A 24,555-nucleotide genomic window follows, 5' to 3' on the forward strand; every position below is an offset into this window, starting at 1 on the left:
TCTCCTGAAGAATTGCGATTCAGCGCAGGTCGACCCGCGCGTTGGTCAAAACCACCACGTTGCGCTCCACGGCCGTGACGCGCAGTGAAACCGTGTCGCCGCGCACCCACATCTCGGTACGCAGCGTGTCGCCGGGCCACGCCGGCGCGGTAAAGCGCACGCGCATGCCGGCGAAGGGCGTGTCGTCATAGCCCAACACCGTGCGCAGCACCGCGTGCGCGGCTACGCCCATCAGCGCCATGCCGTGCAGGATGGGGCGTGCAAAACCGGCCGCCGAGGCCACCGACGGGTCGGCATGCAACGGATTCAGGTCGCCGCTCAGGCGGTAGATCAGCGCCAGTTGCGCGGGCGTGGTCAGCTCGCAAACGTGATCGGGTTCGCCGTCCGGCATCGCATGCGGCACCGGCAGCGGGCCGGTGCTGCCGCCTTCACCGAAGCCGCCGTCGCCGCGCAACAGGCTCAGTTGCACGACGGTCGCGAGCAGGCGGCCCGTGTCGGCATCGGCGATCTCGCGCGTCTGCTGCAGAAATGCGCCCTTGTTTTCGCCCTTGTCCCACAGGCCGGTGATGCGCGTCGTGCCCGTGACGCGGCCGCTGGCCGGCAACGGCGCATGAATCCTGATTTCCTGCTCTGCGTGCAGGATCTTTTGCCACGTGATGGCCGTGTCCGCTTCGCGCGCCCAGAAGCCCGGGTACGCGAGCACGTTCGCCATGGTCGGCAGCGCGCGCAGCGACGCGCCGTCCCGGCCTTCGTAGACGTAACGCAATTGCCCTGCGTCGAGCGGATCGGCGCCGAGGCCCAGGCCGAGTGCGTAAAGCTGGGTATCGCGCAGCGAGTACGCGTGCTCGATGGGCGGGAACGGGCGGGACAGCAGGTGATCGGGCTGGAGCGGCATGGCGAACGTAGCGGCAGTGGATTCGAGCTCCTACGATGGAACCGCCGGGTGAGCCGGTCAACGGATCGGCGCACATTGTTCCGTACCTTGGCAGACGACCGGGGCGCGGCGGCCGCAGGGCCAATACCGGCCTCGTCGACGCGATTTCATCCTCCGGAACGTTTTTGGCCGGGCGATTGTTTCGCGTCGGCCGCCGGCGCAGCATCGGGTCGTTTTCTCTATCTTTTCAGGCGTACCGACATGATTCGCGATCAAGAAACGCTCAACGGCCTGCTCGACTCCATCGCCCGGTTTGTGCGCGAGCGGCTCGTGCCCAACGAGGAGCACGTGGCCGACACCGACGAGATTCCCGACGACATCGTCGCCGACATGAAGGCGATGGGCCTGTTCGGCCTCACCATTCCGGAGCGCTTCGGGGGCCTCGAGCTGACGATGGAGGAGGAGGTGCTGGCGGTGTTCGAGCTGTGCCAGGCGTCGCCGGTGTTCCGCTCGCTGCTGGGCACCACCGTGGGCATCGGCTCGCAGGGCATCCTGTTCGACGGCACGCCCGAGCAGCAGGAGAAGTACCTGCCGCGTCTCGCGACCGGCGAGCTGATCGCGTCGTTCGCGCTGACCGAACCGGAAGCCGGCTCCGACGCGGCGTCGCTGCGCACCACGGCGATCCGCGACGGCGACGACTACGTGGTCAACGGCACCAAGCGCTTCATCACGAACGCGCCGCACGCGGGCATCTTCACGCTGATGGCGCGCACCAACCCGGAAGACAAGGGTTCGGGCGGCATCTCGGCGTTCATCGTGGATGCGAAGACGCCCGGCATCAGCTTCGGCAAGCGCGACAAGAAAATGGGGCAGAAGGGCGCCCATACGTGCGACGTGATCTTCGACAACGTGCGCGTGCCCGCCGCGAACCTGATCGGCGGGAAGGAAGGGCAGGGTTTCAAGACGGCGATGAAGGTGCTCGACAAGGGCCGCATCCATATCGCCGCGGTATGCGTGGCCGTGGCCGAGCGGATGCTGTCGATGGCGCTGTCGTATGCGATGGAGCGCAAGCAGTTCGGCAAGCCGATCGCCGATTTCCAGCTCGTGCAGGCGATGCTCGCCGACAGCAAGGCCGAGATCTACGCGGCCCGCTGCATGGTGGTGGATGCGGCGCGCCGGCGCGACGACAAGCTGCCGGTCAGCACCGAGGCGTCGTGCGCGAAGCTGTTCGCGTCCGAGATGTGCGGCCGCGTGGCCGATCGCGCGGTGCAGATTTTCGGCGGCGCCGGCTACATGTCCGAATACGCGATCGAGCGTTTCTATCGCGATGTGCGCCTGTTCCGCATCTATGAGGGCACGACCCAGATCCAGCAGATCGTGATCGCCCGCAACATGGTTCGCGACGCGCAATGACGCACGACGCAACAGGTGCCATGGCCGGTTCCGGCGCGTACGCCGGAGCAGGCCGCGACAATGCGACGGAGGGCGGAGGATCGTCCGCGCGCCCGGGCCCGGGCGGCGCGCGGCACGATGCCCCGAACTGGGCATGGGCGGGCGGCAGCGCCCACTACGACTGGATGGATCACGCGCCGCTTGTCAGGCAGCGCGACTGACGCCGTTTCCGGTCATCCGCCTGCCGCCCCGATAGCGTCGACAGGTCGGCTGAATGCTGTTCGCCATCGCGATGCCGATAACGGTTTTCGCTCAATCCTGATCGAGCGTGTTCGAGCAGGCGATCCCCGGCTTTCCTGCGTGCGGAGCGCTTCCAGCCAGTCACGTTGATGGCCGGGTGAACAGGCCAGCGGTGTGCCGGTTTGCGGGCGCCCCCGATCGCGACAGGACCGGGCGTCACCATTTCAAAAACAGAACCGAAATTTCAGAATTGAACGGTTTTGAAACCTGGTGTTGAACGATCTCCCCGCGAACCGGGGCCGTTCGTTCGACGTTCGATGTGGCCTGCTTTTTGCGTGATTGAGCCTGCAACGTATGCGGCGCCATCCGGTCCAGCAGGAATTTTCCTCGAGTCGGGCGGGCTCGGCCGCGGAACGGAAAGCTTTTTCAAACCTGAGGTGATGCAATGACTGGCTGCCACAAACGAGATGTCGTCCCGGGGGACGGCGCGTGCGGGGTTGTGCATGAGCACGGCGCGGAGGGCGTTCAACCGACGGCGCGGTCCGGCGACCGGCGCGGCGATGCGAACTGGGCGTGGGCGAAATCCGGTGCGGGCTACGACTGGATGGATCACGCGCCGCTTTTCGAGCACCGCGACTGAAGTCGGGCGGGCCAGGCCGCGGCACGGGCCCGCCGTGCCCTGATTGACGACCGGCCAGCCGGTCTGCTGTTCGTCTTCCCGGTTGGTCGGCTGAATGCTGTTCGTCGTCGCGATGTCGATAGCGGCTCCACGGCGATATGACGAAGATGTTGACTGGCGAAAGCCGGGACGATGCAACCGCGAATGACCGATGCGACGATCCGCATGCCGTCCAGTGAAGCAGGCGGGCGGAGGACGGCGCGTCAGCGAGCTTAATTCAACTATTCACTATCCATGGTCGCCGTGACACCTACTCCCATCCAGTCCATCCTGATCGCGAACCGCTCGGAAATCTCGATTCGCGTGATGCGCGCCGCCGCCGAGCTGAACATCCGCACCGTGGCGATCTATTCGAAGGAAGACCGGCTCGCGCTGCATCGCTTCAAGGCGGACGAGAGCTACCTGATCGGCGAGGGCAAGAAGCCGCTTGCGGCCTATCTCGACATCGACGACATCCTGCGCGTCGCGCGGCAGGCGAAGGTCGATGCGATCCACCCGGGTTACGGCTTCCTGTCGGAGAACCCCGATTTCGCGCAGGCCGTGATCGACGCCGGCATTCGCTGGATCGGCCCGTCGCCCGACGTGATGCGCACGCTCGGCAACAAGGTGGCCGCGCGCAACGCGGCGATCGCGGCCGGCGTGCCGGTGATGCCCGCGACCACGCCGCTGCCGGACGATCTCGACGCGTGCAAGGCGCTGGCCGCGGAAGTCGGCTATCCGCTGATGCTCAAGGCAAGCTGGGGCGGCGGCGGACGCGGGATGCGCGTACTGGAAAGCGCTCAGGATCTCGAGACCCTGCTGCCGGTCGCACGGCGCGAGGCGCTGGCCGCGTTCGGCAACGACGAGGTATATGTCGAGAAGCTCGTGCGCAACGCGCGGCACGTCGAGGTGCAGGTGCTCGGCGATCTGCACGGCACGGTCGTGCACCTGTACGAACGCGATTGCACGGTGCAGCGGCGTAACCAGAAGGTGGTCGAGCGCGCGCCGGCGCCTTATCTCGATCATGCGGGCCGGCAGGCGCTGTGCGAATCGGCGCTGCGCCTGATGCGCGCCGTTGGCTATACGCATGCGGGCACCGTCGAATTCCTGATGGATGCCGACAGCGGCCAGTTCTATTTCATCGAAGTGAACCCGCGCATTCAGGTCGAGCACACGGTGACCGAGATGATTACCGGGATCGACATCGTGAAGGCGCAGATCCGCATCACGGAAGGCGGCCGGATCGGGCTCGCGGAGGACGTCGCGAACGGCGACGGCGCGATCGTCGAGCGCGCCGCCGGCGTGCCGGCGCAGCAGGCGATTCCGCTGAACGGCAATGCGCTGCAATGCCGGATCACGACCGAGGACCCGGAGAACGACTTCCTGCCCGACTACGGGCGGCTCACTGCGTACCGCAGCGCGGCAGGCTTCGGCGTGCGGCTCGACGCGGGCACCGCGTACGGCGGCGCGGTGATCACGCCGTACTACGATTCGCTGCTCGTCAAGGTGACGACGTGGGCGCCGACGGCGGCAGAATCGATTCACCGGATGGATCGCGCATTGCGCGAGTTCCGCATTCGCGGCGTCACGTCGAACCTGCAGTTCCTCGAAAACGTGATCAACCATCCGGCGTTCATCGCCGGCGACGTGACGACACGCTTCATCGACAAAACGCCGGAGCTGCTCGAATTCGCGAAGCGCGGCGATCGCGCGACGAAGCTGCTGCGCTATCTCGGCGAGCTGAACGTGAACGGCAACGCCGAGATGAACGGCCGCACGCTGCCGGCGCTGCCGCTGTCGAAGCCGGTGCTGCCGAAGATCGATACGGCCACGGCGATTCCGGCCGGCACGCGTGACCGGCTGCGCGAACTCGGGCCGGAGAAATTCGCGCGCTGGATGCTCGACCAGAAGCAGGTGCTGCTGACCGACACGACGATGCGCGATGCGCACCAGTCGCTCTTCGCGACACGCATGCGCACCGCCGACATGCTGCCGATCGCGCCGTTCTACGCGCGCGAGCTGTCGCAGCTGTTCTCGCTCGAATGCTGGGGCGGTGCGACCTTCGACGTCGCGCTGCGCTTCCTGAAGGAAGACCCGTGGGAACGCCTCGCGCTGCTGCGCGAGCGCGTGCCGAACATCCTGTTCCAGATGCTGCTGCGCGGCTCGAACGCGGTCGGCTATACGAACTACGCGGACAACGTCGTGCGTTTCTTCGTACAGCAAGCGGCGAGCGCGGGCGTCGACGTGTTCCGCGTATTCGATTCGCTGAACTGGGTGCGCAACATGCGCGTCGCGATCGATGCAGTGGGCGAAAGCGGGATGCTGTGCGAAGGCGCGATCTGCTACACCGGCGACCTGTTCGACACGTCGCGTTCGAAATACGACCTCAAGTATTACGTCGGCATCGCGCGCGAGCTGCAGCAGGCCGGCGTGCACGTGCTCGGCATCAAGGACATGGCGGGCATCTGCCGCCCGCAGGCGGTGGCCACGCTCGTGAAGGCGCTCAAGGAGGAAACCGGGCTGCCCGTGCATTTCCATACGCACGACACGAGCGGCATCGCCGCGGCGTCGGTGCTCGCGGCGGTCGAAGCCGGCTGCGACGCGGTGGACGGCGCGCTCGATGCGATGAGCGGGCTCACGTCGCAGCCGAACCTGTCGAGCATCGCAGCCGCGCTCGCGGGCAGTGCGCGCGATCCGGGGCTGAATGCGGACCGACTGCACGAAGCGTCGATGTACTGGGAAGGCGTGCGCCGCTACTACGCGCCGTTCGAATCGGAGATTCGCGCGGGCACGGCCGACGTGTACCGCCATGAAATGCCCGGCGGCCAGTACACGAACCTGCGCGAGCAGGCGCGCTCGCTCGGTATCGATCATCGCTGGACCGAGGTGTCGCGCGCGTATGCGGACGTGAACCGGCTGTTCGGCGACATCGTCAAGGTCACGCCGACGTCGAAGGTGGTCGGCGACATGGCGCTGATGATGGTCGCGAACGATCTGGCCGTGGACGACGTGCGCAACCCGGACAAGGACATCGCATTCCCCGAGTCGGTCGTGTCGTTGTTCAAGGGCGAACTGGGCTTCCCGCCGGACGGCTTCCCGGCGGACCTGTCGCGCAAGGTGCTCAAGAGCGAGCCGCCCGCGCCGTATCGCCCCGGCGACCAGATCGCGCCGGTCGATCTCGACGCGGCGCGCACACAGGCCGAGGCCGCGTGCGAGCAGCCGCTCGACGACCGGCAACTCGCGTCGTACCTGATGTATCCGAAGCAGACGGTCGACTATTACGCGCACGTGCGCGCGTATAGCGACACGTCGGTGGTGCCGACGTCCGCGTTCCTGTACGGGTTGCAGCCGCAGGAGGAAGTGGCGATCGACATCTCGCCGGGCAAGACGCTGCTCGTGTCGCTGCAGGGGCAGCACGCCGATGCGCAGGACGGCATCGTGAAGGTGCTGTTCGAGCTGAACGGTCAGTCGCGTTCTGCGCTGGTCGAGCAGAAGACGGTCGTGCATGCGGGCAAGGAGCGGCACGGCCTGCAACGCGCCGATCCGGCGAATCCGCTGCACGTGGCCGCGCCGATGCCGGGCTCGGTCGTGACGGTGGCCGTGCAGCCGGGCCAGCGCGTGACGGCCGGCACGACACTGATCGCGCTCGAGGCGATGAAGATGGAAACCCACATCGCAGCAGAGCGCGATTGCGAGATCGCGGCCGTGCACGTGAAGCCCGGCGAGCGCGTCGCGGCGAAGGATCTGCTGATCGAGCTGAAGGGCGCGGCGTAACGCGCGCCGCGCCGGATGCGTGATGCGACAGGCTGTTGCGACACAACGGCCTGTCGCGCGGCACGGCTCGAATCGATCGGGTTCGGGGATGGCGGGCCGCGCGCCGGCCGCCGTACCGGAGCGCCTCGATGGACGTCCGGAATCGATTTTGTGTTCCGTACATCGACTGATCTCCCTGCACGCGTTCCGTCTCGAAATTGTCGGGAAAGCCCCGCTTCAGACCGGGGGCAGCCGATTTTTTGCGCCGATTTTCGTTTCAAAGTACGGAACATATCAGCGCTACAATTGACTCGTTTCCCGGTTGGCTCGTGTAATGAAGCCATCCGACGGTCGCATGTGGCGAGCGCCGCCACCGCGTGCGGCGTCCCGCCCCGACCGATCGGGACGAGCAGTTCATGGCCGCTTCCAGAGCCAGATCGAGACAAATGGAGCAATCGATGTCGCCGCAGGCAAACCGGGCAGCGCTGCCCCTGTCAGGACAGGAAGACGCGAGTTGGCACGACGCGCCGATCGGAGACAGCGAGCGTCCGGACGGCGGGCCCGCTTCCGGCGCGATGGTCGTTCCGCTGGCGCGCAGCCTGGCGATCCTGGCCGCGTTCTCGCCGCACGAGCCGTGGCTCGGCAATCAGGAACTCGTGATCGAAACGGGCATTCCCGCGCCGACGGTGTCGCGGATGGTGCGCTCGCTCGTCGCGCTCGGCTACCTTCATTACTCGCCGCAGCGCCGCAAGTACCGGCTGGCGGCCCCCGTGCTGTCGCTCGGCTATGCGGCGATCGCGCATTCCAACGTTCAACTGCTCGCGCGACTCGAAATGCAGGCGTTCGCGAACACGAACGACACCTACGTGATGCTCGGCACGCGCGACCGTCTCGACGTGATCGTGCTGGAAACGTGCGCGAGCAAGCCGGCGTCGGTCGACCTGAAGCTGTACGCGGGCACCCGCCTGCGCATCGCCTCGTCGCCGATGGGCTGGGCGTTGCTGGCCGCGTTGCCGGAGCTCGAACGCTTCTACCTGCTCGGTAACATCGAACGCAAGACGGGCCGCGACTGGCCGAACCTGCGCCGCCGCATCAGCGAGGGCATTTCGCAGGTGCACAACGTCGGCTATTGCATGTCGCTCGGCGAGTGGGAGCCGGATCTGACGATTCTCGCGGTGCCGCTGGTGGTCCAGGATCACACGCCGCTCGTGCTTGCCTGCATCGGGCGCAGCGCGCGGCTCGGCCGCGCGCGGGTCGAACGGGAACTCGGGCCGCGGCTGGTGGCCGCGGCACAGCATCTGCAGGAGCAGGCAGTCGTCATCGACTGACACGAACATGAACAGGTCCGACAAGCAACAGGGCGTCACGCTGACCGTCGAACGCGGGCTCGAGGTGCTCCACGCGTTTCGTGCGGCCCGCGCGCCGCTGTCCAACGCGGAGCTGGTGCGACGCACCGGCCTGCCGAAAGCGACGGTATCGCGGCTGACCACGACGCTGATCTCGATCGGCTACCTGCGCAGGGTGGGCGGCGGGCGCCAGTTCGAGCTCAGCGCCGGCGCATTGAGCATCGGCCACGCCTATCTGGAAGCAAATCCCGTCACGCGTCTCGTCACGCCCGTGATGCAGAAGCTGGCCGACAAGCTGAACCTGTCGGTCGCGCTCGCGGTCCCGCATCGGCTCGACATGGTGTATATCGCGTGGCGCGCGAGCGCCCGGATCGCGACGCTGCGCCTGGGCGTCGGTTCGCTGCTGCCGATGGCGACGACCTCGGTCGGCCGCGCGTATCTGTACGGGCTGCCGGACGCGATGCGCGAGCCGTTGATGGCCGAATTGCTCGACGCGGCGGGAGACGATGCGGGCGCCGTGCGCGAGAACCTCGATGCGGCGTTCGACGATCTGAAGCAGTCGGGCGTGTGCATGTCGGTCGGCGAATATCAGCGCAACGCGTACGGCATCGCATTGCCGATCGTGGTCGGCCGGACCCGTACGCTGATGGCGCTGAATTGCGGGGCCGTGGAACTGGAGCCGGACATGATGGCGATCCGCCAGCGCGTGATGCCCGAATTGAAGGCGGCGGCCGAGACGCTGTCCTTCATCCTGAGCGACGTCGACTGCGAGCCCTGAGAATCAGGCCGGACGCGGGCGCAAGCCGGCTTCGATGACTAACTAATGATCGTTATATTTGATGGAGACGGTACCGTCAGGTGCCGGTAACCGGAGAAGTTTCATGCAAGCGCAAGCCAAGTACGAGGATTCGGGCATTCGCCCGATCGCCGACGCGGAAGCGATCGACCGCCTTTCGTCCGGGCGTTTCACCTGCCGCGCGTACCTGCCGGATGCCGTGCCGACTGACGTGATCGAGCGCATCGTCGACATCGCGAAACGCGCGGCGTCGTGGTGCAACGTGCAGCCGTGGCACGCGACCGTGACGCCCCGCGACACGACCGAGCGTTTCCGCTCGGCGCTCGTCGCGCATGCCGCGCAGCATTCCGGGATCGATTCCGACATTCCGTTCCCGGACGAATATCGAGGCGTGTACGGCGAGCGGCGCAGGGAAGTCGGATACGCGCTCTATGCGGCGCTCGGCATCGCGCGCAGCGACAGGCCGGCGCGCGAGCGTCAGGTTGCCGAGAATTTCCGGCTGTTCGGCGCGCCCCATGTCGCGTTGCTGACGATACCGGCCGAGCTGGGGCCGTATGCGGCACTCGACTGCGGCGCGTTCGTCGCATCGTTCATGCTGGCGGCGCGCGCGCATGGCGTTGCGACGACGGCCCAGGCGGCGCTGGCTCATCACGCCCGATTCATCCGCCGCTACTTCGGGATCGGCGATGAGCGGAAATTCGTTTGCGGCATCGGGTTCGGTTATGCCGACATGACCCATCCGGCAAACGCGTTCCGCTCGTCGCGCGTGGCCACGGCGGACGTGATGCAGATGGTCTGAACGGTGTCGCTCCGGTCGGCATCCGTCATGCGCCGGCGTGACGGCAACGGCAGGGCGGATCGGCGAACGCATGCGCTCGGTAATGGCGCCGGCAGGCGTCCCAGGAAAGGAGAGGAGACGATGGTTGGAACGAACGACACGCCCGGCCCCGCGCTGGCAATCGTGCAGGCCGCGTGGAACGCGGCCGCGCGCGACTGGAATCCCGACGCGCTGACAAGCATCTACACGGCCGATGCGCTGTTCTTCGGTGGCCGGCCCGGCCATTCGGCCGGGCGTGATGCGATTCGTGCGTACTTCGCGTCGTACGATGGCGTGATCCGGTCGGCCACGCTGGCGCTGGTGGAGCAGCACTTCATCCGCCTGGGCGACGACTGCTTTCTCGCGCAAGGCTACGGCGAATTCGCGTTCGTGCTCGGTGACGGCAACACGTCACGCTCGCGCTTGCGCACGACGCTCGTGATCGCGTTGCAACAGGGCGACTGGAAAGTCCGCCAGCATCATTTTTCGACGTCGCCGGACACACCGCCGCTCTGAATCGGCCCATCTGCACGCGCGAACGCCCGCGCGTCCGCGCGCCACGGTCATGCAGCGGGGACGTGGCGCGCGAGAAACTGTTCGGCGGCCTGGCCGAACACGTCGTTGCGGTCGCCGGCAACCATATGTCCCGCCGCCGCGACATTCACGTATTCCGCGTGCGGGCAGAGTTCGAGAAACTCGCGAACGCCGGCTTCGCTGACCACGTCGGAACTGCCGCCGCGCACCAGCAGCGTGGGGAGCGCGAGGTTGCGCGCGCAGGCCGAGAAGCGCGCGTGACGGGCAGCAAGATCGGTCGTTCCCGACAGGAAGCGCGGGTCCCAGTGCCAGCGGTAGCGGCCGTCGTCGCCGAGCCGGACATTCTTCGACAGGCCGGCATGACTGCCCGGACGCGGCGGGCTCGAGCGGTAGCGGCCGATCGCGTCGGCGACTTCGTCGAGCGAGCCGAAGCCGTCGGGATTCTGCTGCATGAACGTCCTGATGCGCGCGACGCCGGCCGGCTCGGTGTACGGCACGATATCGACCAGGATCAGCGCGCGCGCATCGATCCGGCGTTCTCCGATCGCGACAAGACTGGTGCCGCCGCCCAGCGATGCGCCGATGAGTACCGGACGGCACCCGCCCAGCGCGCCGACGATGTGCCGCAAGTCGTCGACGAACGCGTCCTGGCTGTAGTCACCCGCGGCGCTCCAGTCCGAGTCGCCATGTCCGCGCGCATCGTACGCGACGGCGAAGTAGCCAGCGCTGCCCAGCAACGCGCCCGTGCCGCCCCAAGCGTGACGCGTCTGGCCGCCGCCGTGGAGCAGCACGACGAGCGGCGCGTCGGGATGCCCCCACGTATCGCCCGCGAGCCGCACGCCGTCCGCGGTGCGCCACAGGTGCGCGGGATCGGGGGTGCCGGGCAGCCGGTTTCCCGGTTTGGCCGGGGCTCGCAAGACGGATTCGATTGATGAGGGCATGACGGGACGATGATCGACGGATGGAGAAGGGCGGGCCGCTCGTGCGGGCCGCCGTGCCCTCGAACTTCGCCGGTGGGCGCATGCGTGTCAACGCGAGCGGCCACGGTGTTCCGTACAGTGAGCGCGCGGACGCTGCATGGTTCGACGCCATCGTGCGAACGCTGCGCAACGTCGAACCGCCGACGAGAGATTCAGGCAATCGTGCGGCCGGCGAACCCCGCGCGGCAGGCTCGCCGACGGTGTTTTGGCTCACTGGCTCGCGCCCTGAAAATACGCTACCCTCTCAAACATTAGTTTTGTGCCGCCGCGTGGCGGCATGCGAGAGGATCAGGCAGTACCCGGGGAGACGGAGACACGCCGCCGGCCGCCATCGGCGAGCCGGAACGGCAACGGGATGATCATGCGGGCGGTGCCCTCCACGACGCCGCGCGGCCGGGCACTGCGCATGCGGCATCCGGATCTCTTCACTTCATCTTGATAACAGCGGACGGCTGATACACGAACGTGCGAAAGCGAAATGTAAATCCCAGCGCGGATACCCGGGAAACCTTGCTGCGGCTGGCCGCGCGCTCCTTTGCGACGCAGGGCTATGCCGCGACGACGATGCGCGCCATCGCCGACCAGGCCGGCATCGAGGCGGCCAGCATCTACTATCACTTCTCGTCGAAGGAAGAACTGGTCGACGTCGTGATGGAGCACGGCGCGGACAGCATCGTGCAGCACATCAAGGAACACTTCGACGCGCTGCCGCCCGATGCGACGGCCGACGCGCGCTTCAAGGCAGCGCTGGTCGGGCAGATGAGCGCGCTGATCAAGTTCGGCGACTACGCGCTCGCGCATGGCCGGCTGCTGACCCAGCTTCCGGACAAGGTGCGGGAGCGTCAGGTCAAGCGGCGCGAGCGCCACCAGCAGCTGTGGACCGCGGTGTTCGACGACTTGCGCGCCGAAGGGTTCCTGCGCGAGGACGTGGACATCGCGCTGTGCCGCGTGTTCGTCCTCGGTTGCATCAACTCGGTCCAGACCTGGTTCGACCCGAAGAAGGGCTCGCTGGACAAGGTCGCCGACCAGCTCGCCACGATGTTCTTCGATGGCGTGAAGCCTGCGGCAGGTGCGAAGCCCGCGGCGAAAGCCCGGCGCGGCAGCCGCAAGGCCGAACTGGCCGCATCGTCCTGACGCCGCGCGGCTGAGCGGCCCGCGGTGCGCTGCACGGCGCACGCAACCGGCTCACGCGACCGCGCGATCGCGCAGCGCCGGGCCGCGCGGAAGCCGGCGTTCGAGAAAATCGAGCACGGTATGGACGAACCGGTCGTTGTGTTCCCCCGCGACCGTGTGGCCGGCATCCCGCACGTCCGCATGTTCCGCGTGCGGGCACAGGTCGAGGAACTCGCGCGCCCCCGCCTTGCTGACGATTTCCGACTCCTCCCCGCGCACGAGCAGCGTCGGCAGCTTCAGGCGGCGCGCGCTGGCTGCAAAGCGCGTATGGCGTCGCGCCAGGTCGCGCGGCCACGCGAGAAAGTGCGGATCCCAATGCCAGCGATATTTCCCGTCGTCGTAGCGCAGGCTGCGGGCCAGGCTTTCCTGCGTGAGCGCATGCGCCGGGCGCGCGCGATAGTTGCGGATCGCGTCGGCCGCTTCGTCCGGTGATCCGAAACCGTCCGGCGGCTGCCGCATGAACGACTGCAGGCGCAACACGCCTGCCGGTTCGATGTACGGTGCGATGTTGACGAGCACGAGCGCTTCGGCGTCGAGATACCCTTCGCCGACCGCGAGCAGGCTCGTCCCGCCGCCGAGCCCCGCGCCCACGAGTACCGGCCGCCGGCCTTCGAACATCGCGGCGACACGCTCGAGGTCGCGGATCATCGCCCCCTGGCTGTAGTTGCCGGTCGGCGACCAGTCCGATTCTCCATGTCCGCGCGCATCGAACGCCACGGCATGAAAGCCCGTCGCGCCGAGCGCGCGGCCCATGCCGCTCCACGCATGGCGCGTCTGCCCGCTGCCGTGCAGCAGCACGACCGGCGTGCCGTCGGGGTCACCCCACGAGCGGCCCGCGAGCCGGATTCCGTCGGCGCCTTTCCAGGTGTGCGTGGTGCCGGCCGGGCCGACCGCACGTGTTCCCGTCGTCATCGCATGGTTCATGATCCGATTGCATTCGCGTTGCGCAGCCCGGGCCGGAGCGCCCGCCATTGGCGATCCTCGTCCGGCCGGCTTCCGGCGCTGCATTGCCGAAATGTCATGCATGCCGAACGGAATTCGGCACGCCCCCGCATACGTTCGCGGCAGTTGGCAATCGAGTCAATCGCGGCGGCCGGAATGTTCCGTACTCCGGCCGAATGGGGCAAGACACATCGCATCGTGCCCCATGAGGCACCGCTAGAACCGCTTGTTGATCCCGATGATCGCGCCGATCGTCGTGCCCGGCGCGCCGTACAGCGCGTTGTCGATCGACAGGCCGAATTTTTGCCGGCCGTGATTGTTCACCGCGCCGACTTCCGCATACAGCGAGGTTGCCTTCGACAGGAAATAGCGCGTCGTCAGCGCACCGAGCAGCGTGTGATTGTTCGCATCCTGCGGATCGCGGATGTACCACACGCCCGAGTTGATATCGAGCTGCGGCAGCGGATAGTAATCGAAGCCGAGATTCCAGACGTTGTTGGTGCCGCCGTTCGTCACCCCGCCGGCGACCGTCGTCGGCAGCTTGTAGCTCGTGAACGAACCCTTCACCGCGAACGTGCCGAAGTGGTAGCTGAGCCCGAGCATCCGGCCCAGGAACGGCTGCTGGAAGATCGTCAGCCCCGCGGAATTCCTGGCCGAACTCGAGTCGTACATCGCGGCGTTCACGACCAGCCCGCGAAACTCGTAGCGCGCGCTGACCGAATACTGCTGCGCCGCGCGGTAGTCGCCCGGTATGCCGCCGAATGCATACATCGCGCTGGCGGAAAACCCGGCGAACTTCGGGCTCGTATAGGTGATCGCATTCGGATTGAAACTGCCGACGAACGTATTGGCGCCGTAGACGGAAAACGCCGTGCCGAACTGGCCGGCGTTGCGCGGGTCGGCCTCGTAGATCGCCAGCACGAACGGCGAATACTGCACGCCGGCCTTCAGTTGACCGAAGTTGCCGTCGACGGCCAGCCAGGCCTGACGGCCGAAGAAATTGCCGTTGCTGTTGTCGAAGCCGCCGTTGACGACGCTCACGCCGCTTTCCAGCCTGAAGGTCGCCTTCAGTCCGCCGCCCAGGTCTTCCTGCCCGAACAGGCCGAAATTGGAGGGTTCCAGCCCGCCGTTGATGAGGCTGACCTGCTTGCCGCCGTTCGTACCGGTCGTCGGGTTGTGCGTCTTGCTGGTGAACAGCAGGCCCGTATCGAGCGTGCCGTAAAGCGTGACGCTGCTTTGCGCCCACGACCATGCGGGCAGGAGAGCGATGCCAAGCGCGAGGATCGTCTTCTTCGTGCCCAACCCTGATGATCGGCTTACATTCATTTCGGTATCCGAATTTAATGAGAAGTGAAGGAGCGGAGTGTGTCGAACTGCCGAGGCTGTGCGGCGGATTCAGGACCGGACGGATGGGCCGGTTCGTTCTCGATGTCCGGGTGCGGACAGTCGTCTTTTGGTACGACGACAATCTAACGTTCGGTAGATTGAGGGGCGTGACATCGAATCTCCATCGGGTATAACCCGAGGCGGATTCGTGCTTTCAGGCAATGATCCGTTGGCTGAATACCGGCGTTCCGTACTTCAACTTATTCAACCGATCGCGGTGCCGGGAAACATGATCCGTTCTACGTAATAAAGCGCGTGGAAGCGTTCCCATGCGGGCATTGGGGGCCGTGTTTACTCGATTCGGAGGCGATGCCGCTGTCGAACGGCGTTTTACCCGACGGAACGAAATTTTTCAGGTTCGCCGTCACTGCAAGTGCAGCTCGATCCGAAAATCGGCGCGCTCGTCCATGGATGGATCGTTCATCGCGAGCATCGAGGCGCGATCCATACCGTGCGCCGCTTCGTCGAAGGTCGGATGGACGTGCGGATTCGCGCGGCCGATGCAACGTGTAGTGGGGGAGATGGAGCGGAGAAGGCGTCGTCAGCCGTGATCCGGGCCCGCATGCGGGGGATCAGGCCGGAGGTGCCCGCAGCCCGGTCATTCGCGTCGGGTGATGCGGGTGATGCCGGTGATGCAGGCAATGCGTGCGAACGCCGGCGGCGAAGGCCCGGGCGAGCCCTCGCCGCACACGGCGCACGTATTTCGCGCGGCGCGCTTACTTGCCCATCGGCTTCGCGAACATCATGTGCGACATGCCGCCGTCGCATGCGATTGCCTGGGCCGTGATGTAGCCGGCCGCGGGCGACGCAAGATACACGATCAGGTCGGCGACTTCGTCCGGCTGGCCGACCCGGCTCATCGGCAGCATCGCCGCAAGCTGGTCGAGCAGTTCCTGCGGTACCGAGCCGCGCGCCATCGGCGTGTCGATCACACCTGGCAGCACGACATTCACGCGCACGCCGTAGGATGCCCACTCGTGCGCCATCTGCCGGCTGAGCGTGATGAGCGCCGCCTTGCTCGGGCCATAGGCACCGCCCTGTGAATAGCCATGCACGCCCGCCAGCGAAGCCGTGTTCACGATCGCCGCATGCGGGCTCTGCTTCAGGTGCGGCAGCGCGCTGCGCGCGAGCATCAGCGCACCGTCCACGTTGACCTGGAAGCCGCTGCGCCATTCGTCGATCGACACGTCCTCGAGCATCCCGGAACGCACCAGCGCGGCCGTGTTGATGACGACGTCGAGCCGGCCGAAGCGCTCGACCGTTCCGGCGATGGCCGCGTCGATGTCCGACTGTTTCGATACATCGAGGCCGAGCGCGAGCGCGTGGCCGTCGCGTCGCGCGATCTCGCCAGCCACGCGTTCGGCGTTGCCCGCGTTCAGGTCGGCAACGGCGACCGCACCGCCGTTCGCCGCGAAGGTTTTCGCACTGGCCTCGCCCATGCCGCTGCCGGCGCCGACCACCAGCGCGACCAGCCCCTTGATGCGAGAATGGATCATCCAGTCGTGCGGTGCTGCGTTGTTGAATTCGGTTTTGCTCATCGGTTGCTCCTCCAAAAGTTTGTTCATGCGCCGGCACGCATTCGGCCGGCGGGTCAGGTACGACGGTCTTGACTTCGAGAAATGCTTCGAGGCCGCCCGCGCTCGATTCCTTGAAGCCCCCGAAGCCGATGGAGAAATCGGTGCGAGACGCGTTGTGTCCCACCAACCCCGCATGCAGCCGCCGCGCGACGCGCAGCGCCCGCTCTGCGTCGTGCGTGAACACCGCCACATTGAGGCCGAAGGTCGTGTCGTTCGATATGGTTGCGCGCGCAGCCAATTCATCGGTCGCTCAATTGAACGCGGCGAAGGTGTCGGTGCACGAGGGTGCCACCCAGCGTCCGCCGATGCAGAGGCGATCCGCGTGCGGCATGTTGACGGCATGAGGGGTCATGGTCGTGGCTTTCGAGGTTGCCGTCGGTGCTCAGTGGCCGGACGAGCGCACGAACTGGCGGATGACGGTGCCGAAGTCCTCCACCTTTTCGAGGTTCAGCACGCTGTCGACGACCCGCTCGACGGTCGATACCGGCAGCAGGCCGTCGACGAACGTGCGGAACTTGTTCACCAGTTCGTCGGTGGTCATGTAGGTCGCGGGATCCACCGACGGCGTGCCTTTCGGGAACATCTTCTCGCCGGCGAAGACTTGCCCGCGCGCACGCACTTCCACGCGCGACGGGCGGCTGGTGATGTCCGCCGAGATCGACTGGAAATAGGCCGGATGGGTTTCCAGCGACACGCGATTCATCAGCGCCATCACGGACGGGTCGAACACGACGGACGGGTCCTGCCAGCGGGGGCCGGGCGGAATGCGATGGGCCGCGACGGCCAGGCCGTGCGAGAAGCAGAACTGCGCGTCGTGCACCTCCAGGATTTCGCGGTTGGTGAAGCAGGGCAGCACATAGGCCCAGCCTTCGCCGAACGATGTGATGCCGTCGATCTCGTGGGGCTTCAAATCGTGTTGCGTGACGATGTCGATCAGCAGATCGAGCGGCGCGTGCATCACGCGGCAGTGCGGATACGGCTTGAACATCTGGAAGCCGGGAAAGCGCCACTCGTCGCCCAAATCCCGCGTGATGATCTCGGGCATCCAGCGGTCGGTACCGATGAAGCTCGCGTAACCGTTGACCGCGTCGTCGAGGATGCGCACATCGCCGCGATGGCCCAGTTCGCCCAGGTCGGCGGCCGTGAGCGCGATGTTGGTCAGGCCGCCGGCCAGCTGGTACTTGATGGTGGCGGTGGGCGCGTGCGTGAACCACGCGCGCTGCGCATTCACCGGTGCCGATGCAGCGGCCAGGCCCAGCGCGTTGGCCAGTTGCGCCGCCGACAGCCGCTTGAGCTTGCCCGCGGACGCGGTCGCGCCGAACACGGTGCTGCTGTAGCCCACGACCGATGCGGGATTGGCCGACTTGCCGTCCTTGGTGTCGCGGTAGCCGCTCATCGCGGCGCCGAAGCGATACGACATCTCGTGCGACACCGCCACGGCGGCGATCAGGTCGCGGCCGGCACGCCGGTGCGTCTCGGCCGTCGCGAATGCACCGGGCAGCACGTACGGGCTCACGTGGCCCGGCAACAGCACCGAGTCCGCATCGAGCGCGTTCAGCAATTCGCTGTTGGCGAACGCCGCGCCGTAGGCGGTCGAGCGTTCGCCGGTGCCGATGATGGTCGCGTCGCCCGCGCGGCCGCCGATGCGCCGGCCCGTTTCGATGCCGATGCGTCCCCTCGGATGATCGATCCCCGCCAGCGCGACACCCAGCGAGTCGAGAATGTCGCGCTTGCACTCCTGCACGACGATGTCGGGTAGCCGGGCGATGTCGACGCCGACCGAGAAGTCGGCCAGTTGCTGGATGAGGGTCGGGTGACTCATGTGTCTCGCTCCTTGTTCTGATTCTGTTCCTGCGAATGCCTTCAGGTTTGGCGCTGAACCCGCCGCACGCAACGTTTGTGTCGAAAACGTTCCGCGCGTCGAAAAGCGCGCGCCGGAAGGCGTGCATTTGACTCGCGGCATGCGGGGATTCCCTGATGGGAAATCCCCGCAAGCAAAATAGAATAACAACTGTTAGTTAGATTGCAGGGTATCCTGACGGTCCCTTGCGTTTTCCCCGGTACCGCGAACCGTCGCAGGTCACTTCATCGGCGGGCGTCGACACACGCCGCCCGCCGTTCCAGACAATCCCAGGGCCCAGCATGAAATACGAAGATTTCCAGTTCCTCCTGTTCGATCGCCAGCCGGACGGCGTCCTGCTCGTCACGCTCAATCGTCCGGAGGTCATGAACGCCACGAACAACCGGATGCACTGGGAGTTGACCAAGGTCTGGGGCGTCGTCGGCGATGATCCGAACGTGAAGGTGGTCGTCGTGACGGGCGCCGGCGATCGCGCGTTCTCGGCCGGCGGCGATCTTGCCGTGGTCGAGGAAATGGCGGCCAGCCAGGAGGCCACGATGCGCGTGATGAAGGAGGCGTCCGACATCGTCTACAACATGCTCGCGTGCGACAAGCCGATCATTTCCGCGATCAACGGCACGGCCGTCGGCGCGGGCCTCGTCGTCGCGCTGCTGGCGGACGTGAGCGTGATGGCCGAGGACGCGAAGCTGACCGACGGACATGCGCGCCTCGGCGTGTCGGCGGGCGATCACGCGGCCATCGTGTGGCCGCTGCTGTGCGGGATGGCCAAGGCCAAGTATTACCTGATGACCGCGGATTTCGTCGACGGCAAGGAAGCCGAACGGATCGGCCTGGTCAGCTTTTGCGCGCCGCGCGCCGAGGTGCTGTCGCGCTCGCTGGCCATCGCGGCCAACCTCGCGCGCGGCAGCCAGACCGCGATTCGCGCGACCAAGAAATCGCTCAACAACTGGATGCGCGTGGCGGGGCCGGTATTCGACAACTCGCTCGCGCTTGAAATGCTGTGTTTTCTGGGGGCGGACGTCAAGGAGGGCGTCGCCGCGTTGCGCGGCAAGCGCCAGCCCGAATTTCCGTCGGCCCGCCTGCCGCAGTCGTGACCGCTCGAACCCACGGACCGCGATCACGCTGCACCCTTCAATCTAACTAACGACAGGTTAAATGAGACAGCTCACCCTGCTTCTCGACGGCATGACGCATACCGAAGCCGCACGCTGGCACGACGGCCGCTTCTGGTTCAGCGATCTCTATACCGAATGCGTGTACTCGATGCGCGAGGACGGCAGCAACCTCTGCGAGGAGATGCACGTGCCCGAATGTCCGTCCGGCATCGGCTGGCTGCCCGACGGGCGGCTGATCGTCGTGTCGATGCACGACCGCGCGCTGTTGCGCCGCGAGCACGACGGCTCGGTCGTGCGTCATGCCGGCCTGTCGCCGCACCTGGAATTCGAACCCAACGACATGGTGGTGGACGCGCAGGGCCGCGTGTGGGTCGGCAACCTGGGCTTCGACGTGATGAAGCTCGCGCCGCGCCGCCCGGGCCGGCTCGCACGCGTCGATCCGGACGGCACGGTCACGATGGTGAGCGAACCGCTGCACTTCGCGAACGGCGCGACGATCATCGACGGGCGCACGCTGGTGGTGTCCGAATCCTGGGGCAACCGGATGTCGGCGTTCGACATCCGGCCCGACGGCTCGCTCTCCGCGCGTCGCGACTGGGCGACCTTCGGCCCGGTGCCGCAGGACGAGGACGTGATCCGCTCGATGGCCGAGATCGTCGTGGCTCCCGACGGCATCTCGCAGGTCGATGCGGAGGGCGCGATCTGGGTCGCCGATTTCACGAAGACGCGCGTGCTGCGCGTGGCGCCCGGCGGCACGATTCTCGAGGAGATCCAGACCGGCGAGCGCAACTGCTACGCCTGCGCGCTGGGCGGCGAGGATCGACGCACGCTGTTCATGTGCGTGACGCCCGCCGATTTCAATCCGGAGGTGCGCCGCGCCAATCCACTGAGTGCGGTGCTGTCGACACGCGTCGACGTGCCGCTGGCCTGATGCATCACGCCACCCCAACTGGAGCATTCATGACGACTATCACGGACACCGCGCAAGCCGCGCGCGCAAAAGCGCTCGCGTGGATCGGGCAGAGCGCGAAGCGCCTGCTGATCGGCGGGCAATGGGTCGATGCCGCATCGGGCAAGACCTTCGAGACGATCAACCCCGCGACCGAACAGCTGCTTTGCCGGGTCGCCGAGGCCGACAGTGCCGATGTCGACGCCGCGGTGATCGCCGCGCGCAAGGCATTCGAAGCGCCGTCATGGTCGGCGCTGTCGCCGCACGCCCGCACACGGGCGCTGCTGAAGATCGCGGACCAGATCGAGGCCCACATCGACGAGCTGGCCGCGATCGAGTCGCTCGACAACGGCATGCCGCTGTGGTTCGCGCAAGGCGCGGTGACCGCCACGGTGGACATCGTGCGCTACTACGCGGGCTGGTGCTCGAAGGTGCTCGGCACCACGATCCCGTCGGACGGCAGCACGCTGATCTACACGCTGCGCGAGCCGCTCGGCGTATGCGGCCAGATCATCCCTTGGAACGTGCCGATCCTGATGGCCGCGATCAAGTTCGCCAACGCGCTGTGCTGCGGCAACACGGTGATCCTCAAGCCCGCCGAGCTGGCCTGCCTCACGTCGATCCGCCTCGCGGAGCTGATCCAGGAAACCGACCTGCCGCCGGGCGTGATCAACGTGCTGCCGGGCTTCGGCGCGACGGCGGGCGCGGCGCTGGCGCAGCACCCTGGCGTGGACAAGATCGCGTTCACGGGCTCGACGGCGGTCGGCAAGCAGATCACGCGCGACGCCACGGGAAACCTGAAGAAAGTGACGCTGGAACTCGGCGGCAAGGCGCCCAACGTGGTGTTTGCCGACGCCGACATCGAGAAGGCCGTGCAAGCCGCCGTGAAGACCTTCTGCGGCAACTCCGGCCAGGTGTGCTCGGCCGGCACGCGGCTGTTCGTGCAGGAGAGCATCCACGAGCAGGTCGCGGAGCGCGTGGCGCAGGTGGCGGCCGCATGGAAGGCCGGCGATCCGTTCGCGGCCGACACGAAGATCGGCCCGCTGATTTCGGCGACGCAGCGCGAGCGCGTGCGGTCGTACATCGGCGTGGGCCAGGAGGGCGGCGCGACGTTGCGGCTCGGCGGCCAGCCGTGGAGCGGCGCCGGCTACTTCGTCGAGCCGACGGTGTTCGACAACGTGCGCAACGGCATGCGGATCGCGCAGGAAGAGATTTTCGGGCCGGTGCTGTCGATCATCCCGTTCAAGGACGAGGACGATGCGGTGCTGCAGGCCAACGACACCAGCTACGGCCTTTCCGCCGCGGTATGGACGCGCGACGTGGCACGCGCGCACAAGGTCGTGCGCGCGCTCAAGGCCGGGCGGCTGTGGATCAACACCTTCGGCGAATCCGATCCGGCGATGGCGTTCGGCGGATACAAGCAATCGGGATGGGGGCGCGAATTCGGCCAGGAGTCGATCGACGCCTACACGCAAACGAAGTCGATCATGCTTCGCATGTAACTTCGTCATCCAGAACAATTCAGAAGGAGACACTCTTGAGCATCAACCCGAGCATGCCGGATTTCGTACGTGGCACCAAGAAGCTGCTGATCGGCGGGGAATGGGTCGAGCCCGTCGGTGGCGAACGCATCGAGGCCATCAACCCCGCGACCGGCGAAGTGCTGTGCCATGTCGCGCAGGGCAACGCGGAAGACGTGAGTCGTGCCGTGGCGGCCGCGCGCCGCGCGTTCGAGGGGCCGTGGAGCCGCTTCACGCCGCACGAGCGGCGCAAGCTGCTGCTGCGCGTGCACGACGTCATCCTCGATCACTTCGACGAGCTCGCGCTGATCGAGACGCTCGACATGGGCGCGCCGCTCGCCCGCACGCGCGGCTACAAGGAATGGCTGTCGCAACTGCTGCAGTTCTACGCGTCGCAAACCGGCGCCGGCGCGGTGGAAACGCCGCCGATGTCGATCGCCCCCGGCTTCACCGCGCTCAAGCAGTTGATGCCGGTGGGCGTGGTCGGCGGCATCATCCCATGGAACGGCCCGCTGATGGGGCTGTGGTGGATCTACGGCCCCGCGCTCGCCACCGGCTGCACGGCAGTGCTGAAACCGGCCGAGGATGCGTCGCTGTCGTCGCTGCGCGTGTCCGAGCTGATGATGGAAGCGGGCGTGCCCGACGGCGTGATCAACGTCGTGACCGGCTACGGCAAGGACGTCGGCCAGGCGCTGGCCGAACACCCGGACGTCGATCGCGTGGCGTTCACCGGCTCGGTCGGCACCGCGCAGGCCATCGTGCGCGCGTCGGCCGGCAACCTGAAGCGGCTGCAGCTCGAACTCGGCGGCAAGTCGCCCGACATCGTGTTCGCCGATGCCGATCTCGACAAGGCCGTGCCGGGCGCGGCGATGGGCGTGTTCACCAACACCGGCCAGGTGTGCGTAGCAGGTACGCGGATCTTCGTGCAGCGCGCGATTCATGACGAATTCGTGCAGCGCATGGCCGCGTTCGCCGGCTCGATCCGGATCGGCGACGGCCGCGATCCCGATACGCAGATCGGCCCGCTGATCTCGCGGCGCCAGCTCGATCGCGTGATGCATTACGTGGACATCGGCGCCACGGAGGCTCGGCTCGTGCACGGCGGCCGGCGCCCGGACGGCGCACCGGCCGGCGGCTTCTTCGTCGAGCCGACGGTGTTTGCCGATGTCCGCAACGACATGACGATCGCCCGCGAGGAAATCTTCGGGCCCGTCGCGTCGGTGATTCCGTTCGACACGATGGACGACGCGCTGCGGCTCGCGAACGACACACCGTACGGCCTCGCCGGCGGCGTGTGGACGAGCAGCCTGTCGACCGCGCACAAGGTGTCGCAGGGGATTCGCTCGGGCACCGTCTGGATCAACTGCTACGGCGTGATCGACCCGGCCGTGGGCTTCGGCGGCACGAAGATGAGCGGCTACGGATGGAAGGGCGGGAAGGAGCACGTCGAGAGCTTCCTGTACCCGAAGGCCACCTATATCAATCTGGTCTGAGCCGGCACGACGCCGCTGCCCGACCGCATAGGAGACACAAGACATGAAAGGCGTAGTTTTCAGAGGCGAACGCACGCTGGAGATCCTGGATTTCGACGACCCGACGCCCGGCCCGGGCGAGGCCGTGATCGAGATGAAGGCATCCGGGATGTGCGGCAGCGACCTGCATTTCTATCGCAACAAGCCGGCCGACGTGATCCGCTCGCTGGGTTTCAAGGATCTCGCGTCGCGCGGGATGTCGGAGGACACGCCGATCATCGGCGGTCACGAGCCGTGCGGCCAGGTGGTCGCGGTCGGCGCGGGCGTCGATCCGCGCGCGTTCAAGGCCGGCGACCGCGTCGCGGTGTTCCACTACGAAGGCTGCATGCACTGCGATCACTGCCGTACCGGCTGGACGCAGATGTGCAGCCACGGCGCGGATATCCACGGCGTCATCAAGCACGGCGGCCATGCGCACTACATGAAGGTGCCCGTGACGTCGCTGGTCCACCTGCCCGACGAAGTGTCGTATGCCACTGGCGCCGCGATTTCCTGCGGCACGGGAACGGCGTGGGGCGCGCTGCTGCGCCTCGACATCAGCGCGCGCGACACGCTCGCGGTGTTCGGCCTCGGCCCGGTCGGGTTGTCGGCCGTGCAGCTGGCCGCGGCGATGGGCGTGGAAGTGATCGGCATCGACATCGCGGCCGATCGCGTCGCGCGCGCGAAGGAATTCGGCGCGACCCACGTGATCGACGGCAGCCAGCAGGACCCGATCGAGGAAATCCACAAGCTCACCGGCGGCCTCGGCGTGACCTGCGCGATCGATTGCGCGGGCGGCGACGTGCCCAAACAGCAGGCCGTGCGCAGCACGCGCCCGTGGGGCCGCATCGCACTGGTGGCCGTGGGCGGCAACCTCAACGTCGACGGCATGAAGGACGTGATCGGCAAGCAGCGCACCATCATCGGCTCCTACACGTTCTCGGAAGTCGGGATGAAGGATTGCATCCACTTCGTCGCGAAACACGGCGTGGACGTCGACAAGCTGTTCACCGACCGCTGGAAACTGGAGCAGGCCGACGAGGCTTACCGGTTGTTCGACGCGCAGGCGGGCGGCAAGGGCGTGTTCCTGTTCTGAGCACGCCACGGCATCCCGCGACCAGGAGACGGAAC

19 protein-coding genes and 1 pseudogene are annotated in these 24,555 nt (G+C 66.8%); 13 read left to right on the forward strand and 7 right to left on the reverse strand.

Annotated features, from left to right (window positions below; all coding sequences use genetic code 11):
- Positions 1 to 19 precede the first annotated feature (19 nt).
- Positions 20 to 895: a MaoC family dehydratase gene (locus tag OHZ10_RS33815; RefSeq protein WP_342706360.1), complete on the reverse strand. Its 876-nt coding sequence runs from the start codon at positions 893 to 895 to the stop codon at positions 20 to 22.
- A 240-nt stretch (positions 896 to 1,135) separates the two neighbouring features.
- Here OHZ10_RS33815 and OHZ10_RS33820 point away from each other — a divergent pair, with 240 nt between their 5' ends.
- The 7 genes from OHZ10_RS33820 (at position 1,136) to OHZ10_RS33850 (ending at position 10,392) form a co-directional block, all read left to right on the forward strand.
- Positions 1,136 to 2,287 carry an acyl-CoA dehydrogenase family protein gene (locus OHZ10_RS33820; RefSeq protein ID WP_069751392.1) on the forward strand — a complete coding sequence of 384 codons (1,152 nt, stop codon included), beginning with the start codon at positions 1,136 to 1,138 and terminating at the stop codon, positions 2,285 to 2,287.
- A gap of 664 nt (positions 2,288 to 2,951) precedes the next feature.
- Entirely contained in the window at positions 2,952 to 3,146 is a 195-nt protein-coding gene (locus tag OHZ10_RS33825; protein ID WP_342706361.1) for a hypothetical protein, read from the forward strand.
- A gap of 273 nt (positions 3,147 to 3,419) precedes the next feature.
- Positions 3,420 to 6,938 (forward strand): pyruvate carboxylase, encoded by a 3,519-nt coding sequence (locus OHZ10_RS33830; protein WP_342706362.1) that lies wholly within the window; start codon positions 3,420 to 3,422, stop codon positions 6,936 to 6,938.
- Between the two features lie 437 nt (positions 6,939 to 7,375).
- On the forward strand, positions 7,376 to 8,245 hold the full coding sequence (locus OHZ10_RS33835) for an IclR family transcriptional regulator (protein WP_176042088.1): 870 nt from the start codon (positions 7,376 to 7,378) through the stop codon (positions 8,243 to 8,245).
- Between the two features lie 7 nt (positions 8,246 to 8,252).
- Positions 8,253 to 9,041, forward strand: a complete 789-nt coding sequence (locus OHZ10_RS33840) for an IclR family transcriptional regulator (RefSeq protein WP_059241651.1) — start codon at positions 8,253 to 8,255, stop codon at positions 9,039 to 9,041.
- Positions 9,042 to 9,144: 103 nt separating this feature from the next.
- Entirely contained in the window at positions 9,145 to 9,858 is a 714-nt protein-coding gene (locus tag OHZ10_RS33845) for a nitroreductase (protein ID WP_342706363.1), read from the forward strand.
- A 120-nt stretch (positions 9,859 to 9,978) separates the two neighbouring features.
- Complete coding sequence (locus OHZ10_RS33850; RefSeq protein ID WP_256087371.1) at positions 9,979 to 10,392, forward strand: YybH family protein; 414 nt, start codon at positions 9,979 to 9,981, stop codon at positions 10,390 to 10,392.
- Positions 10,393 to 10,439: 47 nt separating this feature from the next.
- Here OHZ10_RS33850 and OHZ10_RS33855 read toward each other — a convergent pair whose 3' ends face one another.
- Positions 10,440 to 11,327 carry an alpha/beta hydrolase gene (locus OHZ10_RS33855; RefSeq protein ID WP_342706364.1) on the reverse strand — a complete coding sequence of 296 codons (888 nt, stop codon included), beginning with the start codon at positions 11,325 to 11,327 and terminating at the stop codon, positions 10,440 to 10,442.
- Between the two features lie 573 nt (positions 11,328 to 11,900).
- Between OHZ10_RS33855 and OHZ10_RS33860 the strand changes: the two genes are divergently transcribed.
- Positions 11,901 to 12,524, forward strand: coding sequence for a TetR/AcrR family transcriptional regulator (locus OHZ10_RS33860; RefSeq protein WP_059241659.1), 624 nt, complete (start codon positions 11,901 to 11,903; stop codon positions 12,522 to 12,524).
- Between the two features lie 51 nt (positions 12,525 to 12,575).
- Here OHZ10_RS33860 and OHZ10_RS33865 read toward each other — a convergent pair whose 3' ends face one another.
- The 5 genes and pseudogenes from OHZ10_RS33865 to OHZ10_RS33885 all read right to left on the reverse strand — a co-directional run bounded on the left by OHZ10_RS33865 (position 12,576) and on the right by OHZ10_RS33885 (position 18,290).
- On the reverse strand, positions 12,576 to 13,475 hold the full coding sequence (locus OHZ10_RS33865; protein ID WP_059242455.1) for an alpha/beta fold hydrolase: 900 nt from the start codon (positions 13,473 to 13,475) through the stop codon (positions 12,576 to 12,578).
- A gap of 246 nt (positions 13,476 to 13,721) precedes the next feature.
- Positions 13,722 to 14,831, reverse strand: coding sequence for a porin (locus OHZ10_RS33870; RefSeq protein ID WP_256087375.1), 1,110 nt, complete (start codon positions 14,829 to 14,831; stop codon positions 13,722 to 13,724).
- Positions 14,832 to 15,607: 776 nt separating this feature from the next.
- Entirely contained in the window at positions 15,608 to 16,429 is an 822-nt protein-coding gene (locus OHZ10_RS33875; protein WP_256087376.1) for an SDR family NAD(P)-dependent oxidoreductase, read from the reverse strand.
- A gap of 82 nt (positions 16,430 to 16,511) precedes the next feature.
- A pseudogene (locus OHZ10_RS33880) lies at positions 16,512 to 16,706 on the reverse strand (aldehyde dehydrogenase family protein); the annotation flags it as partial.
- 144 nt (positions 16,707 to 16,850) lie between these two features.
- On the reverse strand, positions 16,851 to 18,290 hold the full coding sequence (locus tag OHZ10_RS33885) for an MmgE/PrpD family protein (protein ID WP_342706365.1): 1,440 nt from the start codon (positions 18,288 to 18,290) through the stop codon (positions 16,851 to 16,853).
- Positions 18,291 to 18,610: 320 nt separating this feature from the next.
- Between OHZ10_RS33885 and OHZ10_RS33890 the strand changes: the two genes are divergently transcribed.
- The 5 genes from OHZ10_RS33890 (at position 18,611) to OHZ10_RS33910 (ending at position 24,520) form a co-directional block, all read left to right on the forward strand.
- Entirely contained in the window at positions 18,611 to 19,423 is an 813-nt protein-coding gene (locus OHZ10_RS33890) for an enoyl-CoA hydratase/isomerase family protein (protein ID WP_340626014.1), read from the forward strand.
- A 61-nt stretch (positions 19,424 to 19,484) separates the two neighbouring features.
- Positions 19,485 to 20,375: an SMP-30/gluconolactonase/LRE family protein gene (locus tag OHZ10_RS33895; RefSeq protein WP_342706366.1), complete on the forward strand. Its 891-nt coding sequence runs from the start codon at positions 19,485 to 19,487 to the stop codon at positions 20,373 to 20,375.
- A 29-nt stretch (positions 20,376 to 20,404) separates the two neighbouring features.
- Entirely contained in the window at positions 20,405 to 21,895 is a 1,491-nt protein-coding gene (locus OHZ10_RS33900) for an aldehyde dehydrogenase family protein (RefSeq protein WP_342706367.1), read from the forward strand.
- 35 nt (positions 21,896 to 21,930) lie between these two features.
- Positions 21,931 to 23,406, forward strand: coding sequence for an aldehyde dehydrogenase family protein (locus OHZ10_RS33905; RefSeq protein ID WP_342706368.1), 1,476 nt, complete (start codon positions 21,931 to 21,933; stop codon positions 23,404 to 23,406).
- Positions 23,407 to 23,449: 43 nt separating this feature from the next.
- Entirely contained in the window at positions 23,450 to 24,520 is a 1,071-nt protein-coding gene (locus OHZ10_RS33910; protein WP_342706369.1) for a zinc-binding dehydrogenase, read from the forward strand.
- Positions 24,521 to 24,555: the final 35 nt, after the last annotated feature.

The organism is Burkholderia arboris, assembly GCF_038723655.1.
In the GTDB taxonomy this organism is placed as follows: domain Bacteria; phylum Pseudomonadota; class Gammaproteobacteria; order Burkholderiales; family Burkholderiaceae; genus Burkholderia; species Burkholderia arboris.

Coding starts and splice junctions, on each gene's coding strand:
- OHZ10_RS33815 (WP_342706360.1), bottom strand. CDS start 895: ATGCCGCTCCAGCCCGATCACCTGCTGTCCCGCCCGTTCCCGCCCATC.
- OHZ10_RS33850 (WP_256087371.1), top strand. CDS start 9,979: ATGGTTGGAACGAACGACACGCCCGGCCCCGCGCTGGCAATCGTGCAG.
- OHZ10_RS33870 (WP_256087375.1), bottom strand. CDS start 14,831: ATGAATGTAAGCCGATCATCAGGGTTGGGCACGAAGAAGACGATCCTC.
- OHZ10_RS33900 (WP_342706367.1), top strand. CDS start 20,405: ATGACGACTATCACGGACACCGCGCAAGCCGCGCGCGCAAAAGCGCTC.
- OHZ10_RS33885 (WP_342706365.1), bottom strand. CDS start 18,290: ATGAGTCACCCGACCCTCATCCAGCAACTGGCCGACTTCTCGGTCGGC.
- OHZ10_RS33865 (WP_059242455.1), bottom strand. CDS start 13,475: ATGACGACGGGAACACGTGCGGTCGGCCCGGCCGGCACCACGCACACC.
- OHZ10_RS33840 (WP_059241651.1), top strand. CDS start 8,253: ATGAACAGGTCCGACAAGCAACAGGGCGTCACGCTGACCGTCGAACGC.
- OHZ10_RS33910 (WP_342706369.1), top strand. CDS start 23,450: ATGAAAGGCGTAGTTTTCAGAGGCGAACGCACGCTGGAGATCCTGGAT.
- OHZ10_RS33825 (WP_342706361.1), top strand. CDS start 2,952: ATGACTGGCTGCCACAAACGAGATGTCGTCCCGGGGGACGGCGCGTGC.
- OHZ10_RS33835 (WP_176042088.1), top strand. CDS start 7,376: ATGTCGCCGCAGGCAAACCGGGCAGCGCTGCCCCTGTCAGGACAGGAA.
- OHZ10_RS33845 (WP_342706363.1), top strand. CDS start 9,145: ATGCAAGCGCAAGCCAAGTACGAGGATTCGGGCATTCGCCCGATCGCC.
- OHZ10_RS33890 (WP_340626014.1), top strand. CDS start 18,611: ATGAAATACGAAGATTTCCAGTTCCTCCTGTTCGATCGCCAGCCGGAC.
- OHZ10_RS33820 (WP_069751392.1), top strand. CDS start 1,136: ATGATTCGCGATCAAGAAACGCTCAACGGCCTGCTCGACTCCATCGCC.
- OHZ10_RS33830 (WP_342706362.1), top strand. CDS start 3,420: ATGGTCGCCGTGACACCTACTCCCATCCAGTCCATCCTGATCGCGAAC.
- OHZ10_RS33875 (WP_256087376.1), bottom strand. CDS start 16,429: ATGAGCAAAACCGAATTCAACAACGCAGCACCGCACGACTGGATGATC.
- OHZ10_RS33895 (WP_342706366.1), top strand. CDS start 19,485: ATGAGACAGCTCACCCTGCTTCTCGACGGCATGACGCATACCGAAGCC.